Annotated in this window: 14 protein-coding genes and 1 pseudogene; 8 read left to right on the forward strand and 7 right to left on the reverse strand. The window is 34.1% G+C overall.

Annotated features, from left to right (window positions below; genetic code table 11):
* Nucleotides 1–432: 432 nt before the first annotated feature.
* Nucleotides 433–591: a hypothetical protein gene (locus ACP6PM_RS00365; RefSeq protein ID WP_426580793.1), complete on the reverse strand. Its 159-nt coding sequence runs from the start codon at nucleotides 589–591 to the stop codon at nucleotides 433–435.
* Nucleotides 592–759: 168 nt separating this feature from the next.
* Between ACP6PM_RS00365 and ACP6PM_RS00370 the strand changes: the two genes are divergently transcribed.
* The 3 genes and pseudogenes from ACP6PM_RS00370 to ACP6PM_RS00380 all read left to right on the forward strand — a co-directional run bounded on the left by ACP6PM_RS00370 (nucleotide 760) and on the right by ACP6PM_RS00380 (nucleotide 4,571).
* A complete protein-coding gene (locus ACP6PM_RS00370) occupies nucleotides 760–1,092 on the forward strand; it encodes an IS1 family transposase (RefSeq protein WP_426580795.1) in 333 nt (110 codons plus the stop codon).
* 806 nt (nucleotides 1,093–1,898) lie between these two features.
* On the forward strand, nucleotides 1,899–3,398 hold the full coding sequence (locus tag ACP6PM_RS00375) for a cyclic nucleotide-binding domain-containing protein (RefSeq protein ID WP_426580797.1): 1,500 nt from the start codon (nucleotides 1,899–1,901) through the stop codon (nucleotides 3,396–3,398).
* A 430-nt stretch (nucleotides 3,399–3,828) separates the two neighbouring features.
* Nucleotides 3,829–4,571 (forward strand): annotated as a pseudogene (locus tag ACP6PM_RS00380) (IS1 family transposase).
* A gap of 88 nt (nucleotides 4,572–4,659) precedes the next feature.
* Here ACP6PM_RS00380 and ACP6PM_RS00385 read toward each other — a convergent pair.
* Both ACP6PM_RS00385 and ACP6PM_RS00390 read right to left on the reverse strand, forming a co-directional pair.
* On the reverse strand, nucleotides 4,660–5,337 hold the full coding sequence (locus ACP6PM_RS00385; RefSeq protein ID WP_426580799.1) for a J domain-containing protein: 678 nt from the start codon (nucleotides 5,335–5,337) through the stop codon (nucleotides 4,660–4,662).
* A 1,618-nt stretch (nucleotides 5,338–6,955) separates the two neighbouring features.
* A complete protein-coding gene (locus ACP6PM_RS00390) occupies nucleotides 6,956–8,194 on the reverse strand; it encodes a vWA domain-containing protein (RefSeq protein WP_426580801.1) in 1,239 nt (412 codons plus the stop codon).
* A gap of 377 nt (nucleotides 8,195–8,571) precedes the next feature.
* Between ACP6PM_RS00390 and ACP6PM_RS00395 the strand changes: the two genes are divergently transcribed.
* The 5 genes from ACP6PM_RS00395 (at nucleotide 8,572) to ACP6PM_RS00415 (ending at nucleotide 14,661) form a co-directional block, all read left to right on the forward strand.
* Nucleotides 8,572–9,261 (forward strand): ATP-dependent Clp protease proteolytic subunit, encoded by a 690-nt coding sequence (locus tag ACP6PM_RS00395; RefSeq protein WP_426580803.1) that lies wholly within the window; start codon nucleotides 8,572–8,574, stop codon nucleotides 9,259–9,261.
* A gap of 179 nt (nucleotides 9,262–9,440) precedes the next feature.
* Nucleotides 9,441–10,031 (forward strand): ATP-dependent Clp endopeptidase proteolytic subunit ClpP, encoded by a 591-nt coding sequence (clpP, locus tag ACP6PM_RS00400; RefSeq protein ID WP_293100075.1) that lies wholly within the window; start codon nucleotides 9,441–9,443, stop codon nucleotides 10,029–10,031.
* Between the two features lie 1,226 nt (nucleotides 10,032–11,257).
* A complete protein-coding gene (locus tag ACP6PM_RS00405) occupies nucleotides 11,258–11,899 on the forward strand; it encodes a J domain-containing protein (RefSeq protein ID WP_293100072.1) in 642 nt (213 codons plus the stop codon).
* Nucleotides 11,900–12,245: 346 nt separating this feature from the next.
* Nucleotides 12,246–13,496: a protein arginine N-methyltransferase gene (locus ACP6PM_RS00410; protein ID WP_426580806.1), complete on the forward strand. Its 1,251-nt coding sequence runs from the start codon at nucleotides 12,246–12,248 to the stop codon at nucleotides 13,494–13,496.
* Between the two features lie 220 nt (nucleotides 13,497–13,716).
* Complete coding sequence (locus ACP6PM_RS00415; protein WP_426580808.1) at nucleotides 13,717–14,661, forward strand: calcium/sodium antiporter; 945 nt, start codon at nucleotides 13,717–13,719, stop codon at nucleotides 14,659–14,661.
* Between the two features lie 866 nt (nucleotides 14,662–15,527).
* On the opposite strand, the gene ACP6PM_RS00420 is transcribed toward ACP6PM_RS00415, so the two are convergent.
* The 4 genes from ACP6PM_RS00420 to ACP6PM_RS00435 form a co-directional block, all read right to left on the reverse strand.
* Nucleotides 15,528–16,628, reverse strand: a complete 1,101-nt coding sequence (locus ACP6PM_RS00420) for a glycosyltransferase (RefSeq protein WP_426580810.1) — start codon at nucleotides 16,626–16,628, stop codon at nucleotides 15,528–15,530.
* Between the two features lie 224 nt (nucleotides 16,629–16,852).
* Nucleotides 16,853–17,560 carry an SDR family oxidoreductase gene (locus ACP6PM_RS00425; RefSeq protein ID WP_426580811.1) on the reverse strand — a complete coding sequence of 236 codons (708 nt, stop codon included), beginning with the start codon at nucleotides 17,558–17,560 and terminating at the stop codon, nucleotides 16,853–16,855.
* Nucleotides 17,557–17,802, reverse strand: a complete 246-nt coding sequence (locus tag ACP6PM_RS00430) for a hypothetical protein (RefSeq protein WP_426580813.1) — start codon at nucleotides 17,800–17,802, stop codon at nucleotides 17,557–17,559. The genes ACP6PM_RS00425 and ACP6PM_RS00430 overlap by 4 nt, the downstream gene beginning before the upstream one ends.
* Nucleotides 17,765–17,911: a 6-carboxytetrahydropterin synthase gene (locus ACP6PM_RS00435; RefSeq protein WP_426580815.1), complete on the reverse strand. Its 147-nt coding sequence runs from the start codon at nucleotides 17,909–17,911 to the stop codon at nucleotides 17,765–17,767. Before ACP6PM_RS00435 ends, ACP6PM_RS00430 begins: the two co-directional genes overlap by 38 nt.
* Nucleotides 17,912–18,141 lie beyond the last annotated feature (230 nt).

Genomic DNA, 18,141 nt, shown 5'->3' on the forward strand with positions numbered 1-18,141 from the left:
ATTATAGTGTTTTTCAGTATTAGAGTAATTAGGACTTATTCATAGAATCGCTAAAAACTATAGTGCTATATAATTTAGTAGTGTTTTTAGCTTAACCAATGTGTAAGTCCTGACTAATTTTAGATTATGGATAGATTTGTTGTTGGACAAAGATACAAAAATAATCAGTTTTTATATTTTTCAAGTAATATTAACCCCCTAACTTTTACCATCTAGAATTTAAAATCTTCAATTTACTTTTAGTAAAGTTAAAAATTTGCTATTGACACCCTGGGTAGTGCTAAAAAGGAAAGGATACAGGAAAATATAGGGTAACAGTAGTAGAGAGGTGCATTTTAATGTCAGACCCCAAGCCACCCTGTCCATCATACAATTCATGCTTGAGTGGTCAAGAATAGTAAAACCCGCCATAGTAGACAGAATCACAAATTCCTAGACTCTGGTCGTCAATTTGTGGAAAATCTGATCGCGGACAAGAGTCTCAGACCCTACCCAATCAACCCAAGAGTGGACACGAGCAAATGCTACTTGAAAAGATACCCCTGCTGGAATTGCCAGAATGGCTAAGGTCTCACAGCTATGGTTAGACAATTATGTTAATCAGAAATACACACAGCTGTTTGAGCAACTGGAGATGGACCCCAAGGGGAAGGAAAGCTTAAAGGTACAGATGGATGAATTATGGTCATTTTATGATCATAAAGGGAATAAACAGTAGGTCTGGTTAGGTCTGGATGTAGACATCCGTGAAATTATTGGATGCCAAATTGGAGAGGGTTGTGCGGGTTGAGCAAGGGAAGCAGTGGGAATCGTTACCAGCAGTCTATCCAATCTTGTGGGGTTTGCTATACCGATTTCTGGTCGGCTGATGCAGAAGTCTTACCCAGTCAACCACATCAAGCAGTGGGGAAAGAAAATGGGCCTAGGAGCTATATTGAGAGATTTAACTATACTTTACACCAACGAGTTTCACGTTTAGTGCCCAGAACCCGATCTTTTTCCAAAAGAAAAGAAAATCATATAGGGGCGATCTGGCATTTCATCCATCATCACAATGCTTCGTTGCCTATAGCTTGCTCCTTTCCTTTTTAGGACTACCATTTTATGTTCATATCTCCAATTGAGATGACAATACTAATTTTGTAAATATTTGTTATAAATATCTGTTCTTCATTGCTGACAATTACAATTTTGATAAATTATTTGCTCCAATTGGTTGAATCAATAAAAAAATTAAATTTAAATTCTCTTATAACCACCGAGAATTAGATATTCAAGCAAATGAAATTGATTGGCTTTTATGGTTTTAAATTATTTATTGAGATCGGGCAACAGGTACAGTGGTTCTCATGTTCATGAGATACAGTATTTTTTATTTTACCTGTTGCAATAGTGCCTATTTCCTATTCCCTAAAATGCCAAACTTGTGTATCTCACCAATTTGATAAAGGCTAGAATACCATTGAGCAAAAGTAATGCTACACTTGGAAGGTGGTCAAAATAACCATAGAAATAACATAAGTTAGTAAACAATAAAATTACGTCAATAAATAGTATTTATAAATATAAAATTCAAGTGTAATATTTTTTTATAATTTGTATAATACCAAACATAATAAAATAATGTTACGAATAATAAGTGCGATAAAAATAGTTTACAGTAGATATCCTTTTGAGTAATAAGATAATTTATGCATTAATAAATAGCATTGAAGCTATTCATTATGACTCCTGACTCCTGAATTATGACTCATAAAAAAAACCAGCTATTTGTAGCAAATATTTATCAAATTGGTATAACAGGTAAAAGTTAAAATTAAACGAATTAGGAAAGATTTAGCTAACTTGAAAAAACCAAGAGAAATTGTATAAATAAAAAAAAATCAAATAAGTTAAGTATGAATGTTTTGTTTGTACAAGGAAAACAATGGTTTCAAAACTTATCTAGAGTATTAACAAATCCACTTTTTTATATTGGAGATAATCATCTTTCTATTAGTGCAATTGTCAGATTAATTATATTAGCTATCGTAGTATTAATTCTTGCTCGGAGTATAGGTACAGGAATCAAGAGATTACTGCTAACTCCTATAGGTTTAGACCGAGGTAGTAGAGAAGCGATCGCTACAGTTATTATTTATATAGTTGCAACTTTAGGAATTTTAATTATTTTACAAAGAGCAGGTATAGATTTAAGAACTATAACTGTTTTTGCAGGTGTTTTAGGGATTGGAATTGGTTTTGGACTACAAAATCTTGCAAGTAACTTTATCAGTGGTTTAACCCTATTATTTGAACAGCCAATTAAAGTAGGAGATTTTATTGAGGTAGACAATTTATTAGGTACAGTAGAAAGTATCTCTATTCGATCTACAATTGTGCGTACTCTTGACGGTATATTTGTAATTGTACCTAACATTAAATTTGTAGAAAATAATATTATTAACTGGAGTTACAAAGACCCTAAAAGTCGTCTTCACATTCCAGTTGGAGTTGCTTATGGTAGCGATCCACTCCTAGTAACAGAAGCATTATTAGATGTTGCTAGAACTGAAAGAAGTATATTAAAGAATCCTTCTCCAAAAGTATGGTTTAAAGGTTTTGGCGATAGTTCTTTAGATTTTGAGTTATTAGTTTGGATTGACCATCCTCAAGATAGCGATCCAATCAAAAGTTCTTTAAATTTTTTGATTGAGCATGAATTAAATCAGCGAGATATAGTTATTCCCTTTCCTCAGCGAGATTTATGGTTAAAAAATACACAAGATTTAAGTATGTTATTTCAAAATATTAATATTACCAATAACATTGACAGTCAAATGTTTGACCAGAATGGTATTGCTTTGGAGCAGAAACAGAATAGTATTCAACCTCAGGCTCAAAAGCCAATAACAAAATCTCTTAGCAATTGGACTTTGCGTGATTTACTCAAGAGAGTCACTTATTTTGAAAGTTTTACTGATTTAAAGCTCCGACAATTAATAGAATATGGCTATAGACAATTATTCCCTAAAGGACAAATTATATGTCAAGAAAATGATGCGGGATATTCTTTTTATATTATTCTTTCTGGTGCCGTTGAAGTGATTTCTGAAAAAACTGGTAAATATATTGCAACTCTCCACGAAGGAGAGTTTTTTGGAGAAATGTCTTTATTGTTGGGTTCCCCTCGTACAGCTACAGTCAAAACTCTCGAAGATTCAATTTTATTTGTAATAGAGCAACATGATTTGCAAAGACTCTTAGAAGAATCTCCCAGTTTAGCTGTTGATATTTCCCAAAAGCTTTGTGAACGCCGACAAGCATTACTAGAATTAGGATTATTGGATCTGAATTCCCCAGACAATTCTCCCTTTAACCGGATTAGGAACCGGATTCAAACTCTTTTTGGTATTTAATCAAATAATATACTAACTTTCGCCGATTACTAGGATATTATTTATCTATAGCAATACTATTCAAGTTGTAATATTTTGGTGGCAGTTAGGAGTCAGGAGCCAGGAGTCAGGTAAGGGAGCCGTCGGATTGGCGACGTACAGAATTTGCTCATGTTTTCCGTTCAAATTAACTATTATAAAAATTATTACAACCAATGCGCGGATTGATATAGTAAGCATTTTCTGCAGAATGCGGATCTAAAAGCTGAAGGCTGTTAGTTTCCCCCCTGGGTGAGAATTGCTTTATCACCACTTATTATAATTAGGCTCGTCTTGTCTTGATGCCAAGAAATTATTATTGATATATTTCAGATAATTTCTACCATAAATAGGTAGTCCATCAGATGTAAGGATAAGATTCAGAAAGACTGTATAATAATTGCCAAAAAAAATGCTGAATTGTCCAAAGTCTACATCCCAAAAAATTCTGAAGAATGGTCGTATCCATAATGGTAAACAGAATTATAAATGCAAGATTTGTGGCTATCAGTTTGTTGAAGATCCTCAGCAAAAACTTATCTGCCAAAAAATCAAGGACTTTGTCGATCGACTATTGCTAGAAAAGATACCTCTTGCAGGTATTGCTTGAGTTTGCCTGGTGTCTGAAACTTGGCTACAGAACTAGGCTAATCGCAAATATGCTGAAGTTCCAAAACAAATAGAGGTGTCCTCAAAAAAAAAGGTCGATTGACTATTCAGTGTGATGAAATGTGGTCATTTTTGGGCCATCAAGGCAATAAACAGTGGATTTGGCTGGCTATAGATATTAGGAGCAAAGAAATTGTTGGAGTCTGCATTGGCGATTTGCTGAGGCAACGCTACCGCGAACGCAGTATAGATGGAGCCAGAGGGTTGTGGAATTATCTGTCTGGTGTATATCGACAGTGTGCAATCACTTATACAGACTTTTGGTCAGCTTACGAAGAAATCTTCCCAAAAACACGACATAAACCAATTAGTAAAACAAGTGGTCTCACTAACTATATTGAGATATTAAACTGTACTTTAAGGCAGAGAATATCTCGCTTAATCAGAACAACTTGATCATTTTCTAAAAAATTAGAGAATAATATTGGAGCTATCTGGTATTTCATTCACTACTACAATGCATCCTTACTTGTTGAGGACTACTGATTTGACACTCATCATTGATTTTTTTATTTTCCTACCTTAAATACTTCTTCGCCGATAATAGCTGAATGCTTACTTCATCTATAAAAACTTATAAAATTTGTTTTATTGCTACTTGTGCTTCCTGGCGCAATCTGCCAGCAATTCTAAATAGTTCTTGACCTGTATGTAGATAAGAATCATCGTAATTTAGAGTAAATAACTCTAAATCTTCTATTCCATCACTGACTTGATTCAAACAGTAATATAAATGAGCTGCTACTCCAGCAAAGTTAGATGGGTTTGGCTGAGAACTAAATAAGTTATGAGCTTTTTTAAGTAGACCCCGAGAAATTTCTAAATAATCTTGAAAAGATTCAAGCAATTGATCGTCAAATGGATCGGCAGCCAAATTATCAATTTCACTTTTTAGAGGTTTCAGTATTTGAATTATAATTTTGTTGACTGGTTTATAGACTTGATTTAACCATTTTTGCAGGTGTTCATCAACATCCTTGCCTCTTGTATGGTGATTTTGATAATCTTGGCTAGTTTTTCTATAGTTCTGAGAATTTTGATTAAGTTGGTAATAATCGTAAGACTTCCTTCTTTGGGGATCGCCTAATACTTCATAGGCTTCATTAATTCTAATAATACTTTCATGGTCTGCTATATCTGTATTAGTATCTGGGTGAAACAACTTCACTAAACGACGATATGCTTGTTTAATTTGTCCCTGAGTTGCTGTAGGAGTAATATCTAAAATTTTATAATAATTACAAGTTACCATGAACCATTTCTATTCAATAACTACAATTCTATATAATAAAGAGCATAAATAGGTTTTGAACAAATGTTAGTTGGAGAAAATATATCGGTAGTCCTAAAAAGGAAAGGAGCAAGCTAGCAGATTTGAGTACCTCAATTATGGCCAGGAGCAATTGTACTGATGGATAATTTGAGTGTCCACAAAGGTTCTAAAATTCAAGAGTTAATTTCCTCGGCAGGAGCGAAGTTAATGTTCTGGTAGTGGTGTAGAAGTAGTGATATCCAAAAAAAAGTCAAGTAGTCAAGGAAATATGATTTCTTTGAAACTAAGAAATAATGGTACTTTCTGTTCCCTGTTCCCCGTTTAAGTGTTCCCTACCTCTACCCTAAATCACTACATCTACAGGACTACCAATGTTCTTACCTGGATACTCCCCAGATTTGTCTTCCATTGAACTATAGCAATCCGCGCATAGGTTGCGGGTAATCAAAAAGTAAATAAAAAAACTGAAACTCTTACCAGTTAAGAGTTAAGTGTTCCCTGTTCCCTAAAAAGCAGTAAGATTTTTGACACGAATAAAATAGGATTGCTATATGTTGGTCAAAATTCAAAAACTTTCTCTGCTCTCGTCAAGCTCTTTCCTCAAGAACAATTAGATCGATCTATTAGCGAAGCGTTGGCGGAGCAAGTGCGGCAGCTACATCGCTCAAATTACTGAAGATGATGTCTTTGGTTGGTTTACACATTGTGGTTTATTCATATGAAAAACGTTGTAAAATGCACCTCTCTACTACTGTTACCCTATATTTTCCTCTCTCCTTTCCTTTTTAACACTACCGATTAGAGATTCGGTGTTGGTAACATCAAGAAAAAAATTAGGAAAATGATAATTTTGTAGCTCAATCAGAACTAAAATTTTATACAAAAAAAATAAGCAATTATAATCAAAGTTACCTCTTTGTAGCCAAGATTTATCTAAGTATTAAGTCGTCAGCTTTTAGCTTGCCTCCAGGGTTATAACTCCTTGATCGGCACTTAATTATAATGACTCTTGTTTTGTCTTGTCTTGATGCCAATAAATTATTATTGATATATTTCAGATAATTTCTACCATAAATTAAGTAGCTATTCAGTTAATCTAAGTGTTATTCAACAAATCCTTTTAGAGATTCGGTGTTGGTAACATCAAGAAAAAAATTAGGAAAATGATAATTTTGTAGCTCAATCAGAACTAAAATTTTATACAAAAAAAATAAGCAATTATAATCAAAGTTACCTCTTTGTAGCCAAGATTTATCTAAGTATTAAGTCGTCAGCTTTTAGCTTGCCTCCAGGGTTATAACTCCTTGATCGGCACTTAATTATAATGACTCTTGTTTTGTCTTGTCTTGATGCCAATAAATTATTATTGATATATTTCAGATAATTTCTACCATAAATTAAGTAGCTATTCAGTTAATCTAAGTGTTATTCAACAAATCCTTACTTAATTCATAAAAAACTGAGAGCTGATTGGAAGCTAGCTGAATGCTTACCATTTATTAAACTGCTATAATTATTATTCGATTTCTCATAAAAATATCATAGTAATGATTAACCAGGGAATTTTTCCCTGGCTGAACTGATAGAAAAGTATCCTCTACTTTAAAATTGTTTTAGAGACAATTCTAGTTTTTTTCCGGTCTGCTTCCGAAAGTTCTTCTCCATCTTGTAGACGAGTAGCACTGGTTTGTAAAACAGTTGCTGCTCCTGTATCCCCCATTTGTAATGCTGTTTTAGCTGCTGTTTGTAACATTGTAGCTGCACCTGCTCGATCGCCCTGTTGTAATTTGGTTTCAGCTATTTGAGTTTGTCTATATTTGGCTAAAGCTAAAATATGATTTTGTATTTTGGGGTTAACTTGAGGCTGGTATTTTTGCATAACATTAGCTTCAACTAAAATCGGTTCCGAAAGTAAATCTTCCTTACTTTGACCAGGGTCATCATAACGAATTTGTAATTGAGCGATTTTTTGTTTTCCTTCCAATAATTGCCCAATATAAATATTAACAAGAACGACTCTTTCTACATCTTTCATTAAATCTCCCAGTCTCACCATAAACTCATCGCCTTCTTTTTGTACTGGCAATTCAATAGTATCTGGTGCTACTTGTGCAATAGGTTTAAGTTCTGCCAACCTAACTCTAGGCATTAAAGAAAATCGTAAATAAGAGTTAGTAAGTCCTACAGATTGAATCCGATTAAATAATTTTCCAAACTCTTCTATTGCCTGTTCTGGTCGTTGAATATAGGCAAGAGTTCCCCCTCCAGCATCAGCAATTTTTTCCAAAATATCTTGATTCCAATCATCACCAAATCCTAGAGAATTTAGAGTTAAATTGTAGTCTGTTGCCAACTTTGCTAACTTGAGACAACGGTCATTATCCCCATGTTCATTTTCCCCATCAGTTAATAGAAAAGCTTGGGAAATAGAATCTTTTTGACCCTTGCCTAACTCTTCTATTCCTAACTTTAAACCTTCATCAATAGCAGTACCACCAGAGGCTCTTAACTTATTAATTTCACGCTTAATACTAGCAGAATCATTAATAATTTGATTACGAACAATTACTTTAGCTCGATGGTCAAAAGCCACAACCGAAAGACGATCGCCTTCCTTTAATTTCTCCACAAGTTGTCCTGCTGCTTGTTTAACCGTTTCCAGGGGTTTTCCTTCCATAGAACCACTGTGGTCTAAAATCAAACAGAGGTTTAATGGTACAGTCCGTTCTAACTCATCAGCCATAGCCGAAATAGATATGGCCATTTGACGTTGAGATGAAGATTGAGTAGCATCAATATTGGTATCGTTGAGAGCCGAATGTAAATTAACTTTCATAAAATGTACTAGGAATTTTTATACTACTTATTTAAGGATATCTCCACAAATATAGGGAAAAATTTCGATATGAATATCAAGAAAATCAGTTGCTTAACAATAAGATAGATAATTCTGGCAAAATCTGCACCTAGAGAAGACACAATATCTCTGCTCAATATTGACTCAAAAAATCAAGTAATGGTAAATATGCCATTTTTGCCCAATAATTATGGTAAAATCCACACCTAGACAAAAAAACTTGTTTTAGGTGAAAATATCAGAGTTACATTATAACTGATCGAAAAGATGACTAATAAACAATCGTATCCCCTACAATAATATTACGCAGGCTAACATAATCAAAAGATAGTACAATCATTATTAGGAATTATCTCATGAACTCACCAATAAAAGCAGTTCAAACAAGCACTTACTATGGAGACTCATCTTTTCGGACACCCCCCCCTGATTTAGAATCTTTAATGTTAAAAGAGCGAATCGTTTATTTGGGGTTACCATTATTTTCATCAGATGAAGTCAAAAGAAATATAGGCATTGATGTTACTCAATTAATTATTGCTCAACTACTTTATCTACAATTTGATAATCCGGAAAAACCAATTTATTTTTATATCAACTCTACTGGTACTTCTTGGTATACAGGAGATGCAGTTGGTTTTGAAACAGAAGCATTTGCTATTTGTGACACCATGAGTTATGTAAAACCACCAATTCATACAATATGTATTGGTCAAGCTATGGGTACAGCAGCAATGATTTTGTCAGCAGGTACAAAAGGATATCGGGCAAGTTTACCTCATGCTACCATCGTTTTGAATCAAGCAAAAACAGGAGCAAGAGGTCAAGCAACAGATATTTCAATTAGAGCAAAAGAAGTTTTAGCTAATAAGACAACTTTCTTAAATATTCTCTCTAAAAATACGGGTCAATCAGTAGAAAAAATTGCAAAAGATACAGATAGAATGCTCTATATGACCCCAGAAATAGCTAAAGAATATGGTTTAATTGACCAAGTTTTAGCAAGCAGAAAAGAACTACCAAAACCTCTACCTGCTACTATTTAAATCCTCAATAAAATCAACAAGTTTTGGTAAGTAGAAAAGAACTACCAAAAACTTAACCAGAAAATCAGGTCTAAAGTCTTCTCTTTTAAGGGAATGAAAAAAATCAACTTCAGTATAAGAGCTACTGATAACTGATAACTGAAATAAGTCCTCAATAAAATCAAACGGAAAGAAGTATTATGCCTATAGGTGTTCCAAGTGTTCCTTATCGTCTTCCTGGTAGTCAGTATGAAAGATGGATAGATATTTATACCCGTCTTGGTCAGGAAAGAATTATCTTTCTTGGTCAAGAAGTTACAGATGCTCTAGCTAATAGAATCGTAGCCTATATGTTGTATTTGGACTCCGACGATCCAAATAAACCCATCTATCTTTATATAAATTCTCCTGGTGGCTCTGTAACAGCAGGATTGGCAATATACGATACTATGCAGTATATCAAAGCAGATGTCATTACTATATGTTTGGGTTTAGCAGCTTCTATGGGATCTTTTTTATTAGCTGCTGGAACTAAAGGTAAAAGACTAGCTTTACCTAACTCCAGAATTATGATTCACCAACCCATGGGAGGTACTCGTGGTCAAGCTACGGATATTGAGATTGAAGCTAAAGAAATTCTGCGCGTTAGATCGGTATTAAATAATATGTTGGCAGAGCGCACAGGTCAATCTTTGGAAAAGATAGAAAAAGATACCGACCGTGACTATTTTATGTCTGCTGAAGAAGCGAAAGAATATGGTCTAATTGACCAAGTAATTGAAGAACGTTAAAGTTAAATGAAAGAACCAGGAAAGAGTAAAAAGAAAGAAGGTAGTTAGTTGAGGAAATAAATCACAACTAACTGAGTATAACTAAATTCAAAAAATATCCTGGAAAGTTAAACTTAAGAACTGATTTATCAAGTAAATATTAAGAGGCTTAATTCCTTGCTATAGCTTGGCGAGTTATTTTAGAGTCAGCGCCAAATTATTAAAAGCTAGGTAATATAAGACTTTTAGCTAAGTTTACAAATCAGCTCTAAAATCTCCAGAATCAATAAACAGAGCAATAAATAACTCCGGAAAATTTAACTGCACTTTTTTTATTTTTTACTCTTTCCTGATCTTCCAAAGGAACCGAGTTAAACTCAATATTTCCACAAATTTAACCAAAGAGAGTATATCCGTAGTCGAGAAAAACTATAACGTTATAGATTTTGGGTGGGAAACTTATAGATAGGCTAAGTCGTACAGCAACAGGGAAAAGGCAAATAAATAATTATTTCCTCCCAGAATAATTAACTGGAAAGACTATATGATGTAATCAAGAAAAACTATAACGTTATAGATTTTTTGTGGGAAACTTCTAGGTAGACTAAGTCTTACAGCAACAGGGAAAAGGCAAATAAATAATTATTTCCTCCCAGAAGATTTAACTAGAAAGACTATCCAGAAGATTTAACTAGAAAGACTATATGATGTACTTAATAAAAACTATAACGTTATAGATTTTTTGTGGGAAACTTCTAGGTAGGCTAAGTCGTACAGCAACAGGGAAAAGGCAAATAAATAATTATTTATTCCCAGAATAATTAACTGGAAAGACTATATGATGTACTCAAGAAAAACTATAACGTTATAGATTTTGGGTGGGAAACTTATAGATAGGCTAAGTCGTACAGCAACAGGGAAAAGGCAAATAAATAATTATTTCCTCCCAGAATAATTAACTGGAAAGACTATATGATGTACTCAAGAAAAACTATAACGTTATAGATTTTGGGTGGGAAACTTATAGATAGGCTAAGTCGCACAGAAACAGGGAAAAGGCAAATAAATCATGCCTGAAATTCTAACTAAACCTTATTTTATCTTCCTAATTCCTTATACTACTGAATACTGAACAAAATAGTAAAGTGAATTAAACCTATAATCTTTAGACAAAGGAAAAAGAGAGATAAATCATTCCTGAAATTTTAACTAAACCTTATTTTATCTTCCCAATTTCCTCAAAATATATGAATATTGCAGATTATTATCGACAATTAGGGCTAAATTTAGGAGCTACTTTAGGAGAAGTAAAAGCTTCTTATCGACGACTAGCAAGAATGTATCACCCAGATGTTAACCCAAAAGATCGGCAAGCTAAAGATAAGTTTATTGCAGTAACAGAAGCTTACAAAATTTTGGTGAAGATTACTCCTGCTCAAACTGAATTAGCATACAATTCCACTCCCACATCAACAACTAATAAAAATTCAAAATCAGAAACTGTATCTTCACAAACTACAGCTCCAAGACCAACAAAAGTTAGGGTAAATCCTAAACAAGAACAAGATAAAAATCAATCTCATACCTCAGAAGTAGAAAACCAACTTAAACAAAATTATTATTTACAATTAAAGCAGTTATTAAAATATAAGAGATATCCTCTGGCTATTACTCTAGTAGAAGGTTTAGCCCAGAGAATGCCTCAAGATTGGGAAGTGCGACAGTGGCAAGCGATCGCCTATCAACGTTGGGCACGTCACCTCATTAGTGAGAGAAAACTGGATAAGGCCAGAAACTATCTGAAGAAAGCACTCAAAACAGACCCCCAAAACCGCGCTCTCTGGGCGGAAGTAGAACATGATTTTCGTCAATTGGAAAAGATTTATTGATTATTTGTAGATTTGATTCATAATTGTCAGTATAGAAGGGAACAGGGAATAGCGGTCCGACCCCGCGTCGGCGCAAGACGCAAGGGAATGCGCACTAAGAGAGGGAATAGGGAACAGTTGGAAAAACATTTCCTGGTCTAAGATTTATTATCAGTCTATGTACTAACCAATTCTTTATTAGCCACAGTTATAAAAAATTACTTGAAAATTTAGCGGAGGTAAGGAACATATTAAGAGCTTAACAAAGAACATAAAATATACAGCAGATTCGGTGATTAATGTGGTACAACTGACAGGGTAGATATTTTTTGGTTATTCCCTATCCTATTTCTTATTCCCTAAAACCATGACAGATATAAATCAAGAATTCCAAATAGCTCTCAAATTTCAAAAAGAGGGAAAGTTACAAGAAGCAGAATCAAGATATATAAATATACTAAAATCTGATAGTAATCATGTAGCTTCCCTAATTAACCTCGGTTTAATAGAGCAAGGCAAAGGCAAACTAGATGAAGCAACTCAATTTTATAAATATGCTTTTTCCATAGATTCAAACAATATATCCCTACTGTATCTTTTAGCTAGAATTACACAAGAGCTAAATCAATTAAATGAAGCTATTACCTACTGGCAAAAATTAGTAGAACTTAAACCAGATTCCGCTTTAGAATTTTATGGAAATATTGGTAATAGTTTAGTTCAGCAAGGTAGATTTGACGAAGCACTAAATTATTTTCGTCGTGCCCTAGAAATATCACCTAAGAGTTTTCAAGCTCATCAGGCGATCGGTAATTTACTGATTAGACAAAATAAACTCTTGGAAGCTAAATCAGAATTTAGTAAAGCATTAGAAATTAATCCTAATTATCAAACAGCTAAAGTTTGGTTGACCTTAGTGAATAGATTACTTCAAGGAGATAATTTAGTTACATTCAATTATCAAAACACCCCCATAAAATTTGAAATAACAGGCAAAAATCTAGCAGTAGAAATTGCTAATGTTGGTGGAAATTTTTATGAATTAGCGGAGTTAGAGTTTATCCGGCAGAATCTAAAATCATCAAATCCAGTGATTGTTGATATTGGAGCAAATACAGGGAATCATTTAGTTTACTTTGCTAAAATTATGCAGGCAGCAAAAGTAATTCCCATAGAATTTTATCCAGAAATTATTGCAGCGTTGAAGAAGCACATCTCAATTAATCAAGTTAGTAATGTTGACTTATCTAAATTAGGTTATGCTATTGGCAAAAATCGTCGTACCTCTTTTATAAAAGAACATCCTGCTAAAGATTTCTGTTTAACAGAAATTGGCGATAACATCATTAATGGTAAAGAAGTAGTAGTTGTGACTTTAGATGAATTAATTAAAGAAAAAGTAGACTTTATCAAAGTTGATGTACAAGGTACAGAAATAGATGCTTTGGTAGGAGCAAAAAATTTGATATCTAGTTATCAACCTGATATGCTAGTTGAAGTTGCCAAAAATCATATTAAAGACTTTCGGAATTTTTTAGAAGCAGTCAGATATCAAACTGTTAAGGCGTTTGATCATGGAAGATATGTCAACTTTTATATTAGAGTTGTTGGGAATTAAGCTAAAAAAAAGGCTAAAACCCTTATCAATCAAAGTTTATAGCCTTTTTTCAGTCCTAAAATCCTGAAAACCTTATAGAGTAACCTTTTGAGCATTGTTCAATTTTTATTTCCCAACAACTCTATTAAACATAGTAACTATAAAGTGATATTTGGATTTGCTACAAGTATAGTGTATGGTAGTCTAAGTATATAAGTAGTTATGCCAAATTAATTACCTAATGCAAAATTTAATTATCTGGCTAATAATATTTATAGTCAGCTTGTTCGTTCTAATCAAAGCCTCTGACTTCTTTACAGATGCAGCAGAAAAAATAGGTATATCTTTAGGAATTTCTCCTTTTTTAGTTGGAGTAACAATAGTATCAGTAGGAACTTCTCTACCGGAGTTAGTATCATCTACTATAGCTGTATATCAAAACTCCTCTGAAATTGTTTTTGGTAATGTTATAGGTTCCAACATTGCGAATATTTTCTTGATTATTGGTACTGCATCATTAATTAGTAGTCCTTTAAGGATACAATATGAACTAATTAATGTAGATTTACCAATATTTGTTGGTTCAGCCTTTTTATTAGGTTTAACTGTTTTAGACGGTAACTTTTCTCTCAATGAAGCTATTATATGTATTTTGGGATATGTTGTCTATGTTCTATATACAATTAGTAGTGGCAAGGAAGAGCAACAGTCGGTAGCCGAAAATAAGTCTAAGAAAAGTTTGCCACTAACGCAAATAGTGATTGTGGTTGTAAGTTCATTATTTGTCTTTTTGGGTGCTAATTACACAATTGAATCTGTTACTAAAATTTCTGAAATACTAAATATAGGTAAGGATCTAATTGCTTTAAGTGCAGTTGCCCTTGGTACATCATTACCAGAGCTAATAGTTACTATTTCTGCAGCTAGAAAAGGAAACCCAGAAATTGCAGTAGGAAATGTTTTAGGATCTAATATCTTTAACTCATTAATGGTAATGGGAATACCAAGATTTATAGGTAATTTAGTAATTCCTGAAGATGTTGTTACCAGTGGGTTATTAGTTTTATTAGTAGGAACAATTTTATTCTTTTTTGTCACTCAAGATAAGCAGGTAACTCGTTGGGAAGGATTAATATTTTTTATATTTTATGGATGGTTTATTGGCAACATCTTTGGGTTGGTTTGACATCCTCGGAACCCAATACTTGACTTTGTATTTCCTGGAAAAATAGCCAGTAATATAATACCAATTATCGAAAGTAGCTAGAGAGATAATGCCTCTAAAATATACAGCATATTTCAGACAAATGATGTACAAGGCGTGAATAGTAAAATTCTTGTAGTGCTGGTATCTTGCCCGCTAAATATGTACCTCATAACAGCGGGAATTGCTGTATTACCAAGGGGAAAAGTAAACATTAAGAATAATTATGCTCCTGGCTAATAATTATCAAAAAGGTCATTCTGCCTGTATTAATTACTTAATAATTGAATTTTCACCTAAGTATAGTATTCTTTTTTCACCCTTGGTATTATACCAAATCCCGTTATTATAGGCTGATTATAGGGCATAATATATAGATATCTATAAATCAGCTTAATGTCTCGGATTACCCACCCACGACAACAATACTATAGCTTATCTCAAGGTTGGTTGAAGACCCGCGCTCTCCCGAAGGGGAGCGTCGTATGGGAAAACCAATCAATATTGCGGTATTTACAGTAGTGTGCTATAGTCGAAAAATATGGCTGCTGGGCTAGCAGTGTCAGTCTGTGGAGCGACCGTAAGACCGAAAAGAGGTTCGGCCTCAGAGACAGGTGCTATGTTAGCGCAGCTCCTCTGAAAGAGGCAGCAGAAAGCCCCTATCAGTGATGTTAGGGAATCCCGCGTTGTCGCGTAAGCGCAACGTCGGGATGATGTCAAATCTCCCTATTACATCAAAAAGTCACCCTATAAGGGCGAGGCGCATACCCCAATTTTTCGGTAACTTCTGACTCCTGACTCCTGACTCCTGACTCCTACCCTTACCACTCATACTTTTTCAGCAAACCCTAGCTAGTCTGAGCGAGAATATCGTAGAACCAATTTTCCATACGATTTCCATAAACTTGGATAGAATATTCTGCTTCGGCTTGTTGCCTACAAGCTAAACGATCAAGTTTGTCAAGATTATTAATTGCTTTTACCAATTCTACTAGATTACCAGACTCAACTAGCCAACCTGTTTGGCCGTGACGTACAATTTCAGCAGGGCCTCCCTTATTATAGGTAATTACAGGCACACCACAAGCCAATGATTGAATGGCAGTCATGCCAAATGCTTCACTCCATCGATGGGTCATTAGATACCCTCGACTACGCCGCAGCACTAACTGCATTTCCCTAACTGGCAGAAACCCTAAATATTCTACTGGCGCATCAGGATAATTTTGCTGGATACTCTCCCAGTAAGACTTATCCTGAAGTAAACCCATTATTTTCAAACGGATACCAGTATTTTTTGCCACCTCAACAGCATCTTCCAATCCTTTTTCAGGAGAAATACGCGCTATCCAAACCAGATAATTATCTGGTTTTTCACAGTATTGGTAGTCTTTTAAGTCAATACCATTTGCCACAATTCGACATCTACTAGCAAAGGGGAAAGTTTCTGCCTGAGCTTTTGTATAAACAGCAATAGTACCAGGAAAACGAATGCTAGTTTTTTCTATAATCTCATCCATTATCTTTGAGAGAGACCCCATACTTACTAGATGAGCAATAGGAATATTTATAAAGTGAGATAAATAAAAGGGAAGCCAGTCATAGGCAAAGTTAACAATCAAATGGTAATTACTTTGCTCTTTTCCAATAAACTCCCACATTTTTGTCAGCACAGAGTTGGGGATTATTGAAATGGGGGTGTCACGATTTAATTGCTGAATACTACCTTGCATTTCTCCAGTAATTTCAATAATGGGAGTATTTACTTTACTTATAAAAGTAATAGAACCCTGTGGCGCAACTATATCTACTTTGTGTCCTCTGAGAATCATTTCTTGGGCAAGATTTTGTAATATGAATTCGACCCCGCCTCCAATACCTGAACCAATAGCTCCCACAGGTGTAGAAGCAAATAATAATCGTAAGGGGTTAAATTGAGCAACTGCCATTTTTTTGCCTAAATTATCAGAGGGAACAAGGAACAGACAAGAAAATTCTTGAGCAACATAGGGGTCTGAGTCAAATTAAAACAAATATCCATTATTCATTATCAATTAATAATATTTCCATACTTGATTCAATTCTCTCGGTTTTAACCAGAGGTAATTAATAATTCATAATTAGAGATAGTTTTCATTATTCATTATCCATTATTCATTATTCATTATTCATATTATCTTTCTTTTTGTCCCAAGTTTGCATGGAGTATTGCACCGTTAATAATCGGGTTCGTAGCTGCGAAATAAATGGTTTGTGCAATCTCCGTAGGTTCGATTAAACGATTTTGAGCATTCATGGTTTTTATCTGCTGAATAATCGTCTCATCGTGATTAAGATGATTTCGTAACATTAGGGTATCGGTAAAACCAGGACAAACACAAGCTGTATGGATACCTCGATCAATTAAATCTTGACAAGTGGCTCGCATTAACCCCACTACTGCGTGTTTAGAAGTGACATAACTAAAGGCGCTGGGCACCGCCTTTTCTGAGAGAGTAGAACCGACATAAATAATAGCAGACCCCTTTGACATTTTTGGCATGACTATCTGATTTAATATAGTTGGAGCAACCAGATTAATTTCTAAGATATCTCGTAAATTATTGGCTTGAATATTTTCTACATTATCCTTATCTAACCGGGCAGCGTTATGAACTAAGATCGCCGTTTCAGAATTTTCTAATTGAGGTAGTAACTCTTGTTTCAAATTTTCCTCAAAACCTTTTGCAGCTAAATCTACCTGAATATTAACTACATCTGTCAACGGACATAAATTTCTGGAAAGGTTAATAACCTGAAATTCTTTTTCCAGAAATAGTTGAGCTGTTGCCAATCCTATACCACTACTTCCACCAGTTATAACCAAATATTTTTTGCTCATTTTTGACTCCAAAAACTGCTACCTGACTGACCAGGACTAGAGAATATTTTAACTTCTATGGTATGAATAAAATGCTCTTGATTTTCTTGTACATGAACCAGTAATTGTTCCACAAACCAATGAGAAAGTTCTTCTACAGTAATATTTCGCACCGGAAGCAACTTTACATCTCGTTTCAGAAATGGTATTTTCTCTTTGTCACCATTAAACAAAGCATAGACATATATTGAAGGTAATGCCATTTTCCATTACTTCAGCCTCGAACATGACATATACAGAAAAACTATGACCATGCAGATTTTCTGTTTTACTCTCTGAAAATATAGTGAAGTGACCTGCTGAAAAGTTCATTGCTTGCTTGAATAATTCAATTTTAGTCAGTCATTTTTTCATGGAAAATTTGCATTGGTATAAGTCCTGCCAAAAGTGATATAACTAAAGGCATCAGACAAACTTTTATGAGATAGTATAACCAAAATAAATAATAGCAGACCCCTTTAACATTTTTGGCATGACTATCTAATTCAATATAGTTGGAGCAACCAGATTAATTTCTAAGATATCTCGTAAATTATTGGCTT

The organism is Dapis brunnea BLCC-M229, assembly GCF_050015995.1.
In the GTDB taxonomy this organism is placed as follows: Bacteria; Cyanobacteriota; Cyanobacteriia; order Cyanobacteriales; family Microcoleaceae; genus Trichodesmium.

What these genes read in the sequence shown, in the direction of transcription:
- ACP6PM_RS00425 (WP_426580811.1), bottom strand. Translation starts at nt 17,560, where the DNA reads ATGAGCAAAAAATATTTGGTTATAACTGGTGGAAGTAGTGGTATAGGA.
- ACP6PM_RS00420 (WP_426580810.1), bottom strand. Translation starts at nt 16,628, where the DNA reads ATGGCAGTTGCTCAATTTAACCCCTTACGATTATTATTTGCTTCTACA.
- ACP6PM_RS00395 (WP_426580803.1), top strand. Translation starts at nt 8,572, where the DNA reads ATGAACTCACCAATAAAAGCAGTTCAAACAAGCACTTACTATGGAGAC.
- ACP6PM_RS00435 (WP_426580815.1), bottom strand. Translation starts at nt 17,911, where the DNA reads ATGAACTTTTCAGCAGGTCACTTCACTATATTTTCAGAGAGTAAAACA.
- ACP6PM_RS00390 (WP_426580801.1), bottom strand. Translation starts at nt 8,194, where the DNA reads ATGAAAGTTAATTTACATTCGGCTCTCAACGATACCAATATTGATGCT.
- ACP6PM_RS00370 (WP_426580795.1), top strand. Translation starts at nt 760, where the DNA reads ATGCCAAATTGGAGAGGGTTGTGCGGGTTGAGCAAGGGAAGCAGTGGG.
- ACP6PM_RS00405 (WP_293100072.1), top strand. Translation starts at nt 11,258, where the DNA reads ATGAATATTGCAGATTATTATCGACAATTAGGGCTAAATTTAGGAGCT.
- ACP6PM_RS00415 (WP_426580808.1), top strand. Translation starts at nt 13,717, where the DNA reads ATGCAAAATTTAATTATCTGGCTAATAATATTTATAGTCAGCTTGTTC.
- clpP (WP_293100075.1), top strand. Translation starts at nt 9,441, where the DNA reads ATGCCTATAGGTGTTCCAAGTGTTCCTTATCGTCTTCCTGGTAGTCAG.
- ACP6PM_RS00385 (WP_426580799.1), bottom strand. Translation starts at nt 5,337, where the DNA reads ATGGTAACTTGTAATTATTATAAAATTTTAGATATTACTCCTACAGCA.
- ACP6PM_RS00430 (WP_426580813.1), bottom strand. Translation starts at nt 17,802, where the DNA reads ATGGCATTACCTTCAATATATGTCTATGCTTTGTTTAATGGTGACAAA.
- ACP6PM_RS00410 (WP_426580806.1), top strand. Translation starts at nt 12,246, where the DNA reads ATGACAGATATAAATCAAGAATTCCAAATAGCTCTCAAATTTCAAAAA.
- ACP6PM_RS00375 (WP_426580797.1), top strand. Translation starts at nt 1,899, where the DNA reads ATGAATGTTTTGTTTGTACAAGGAAAACAATGGTTTCAAAACTTATCT.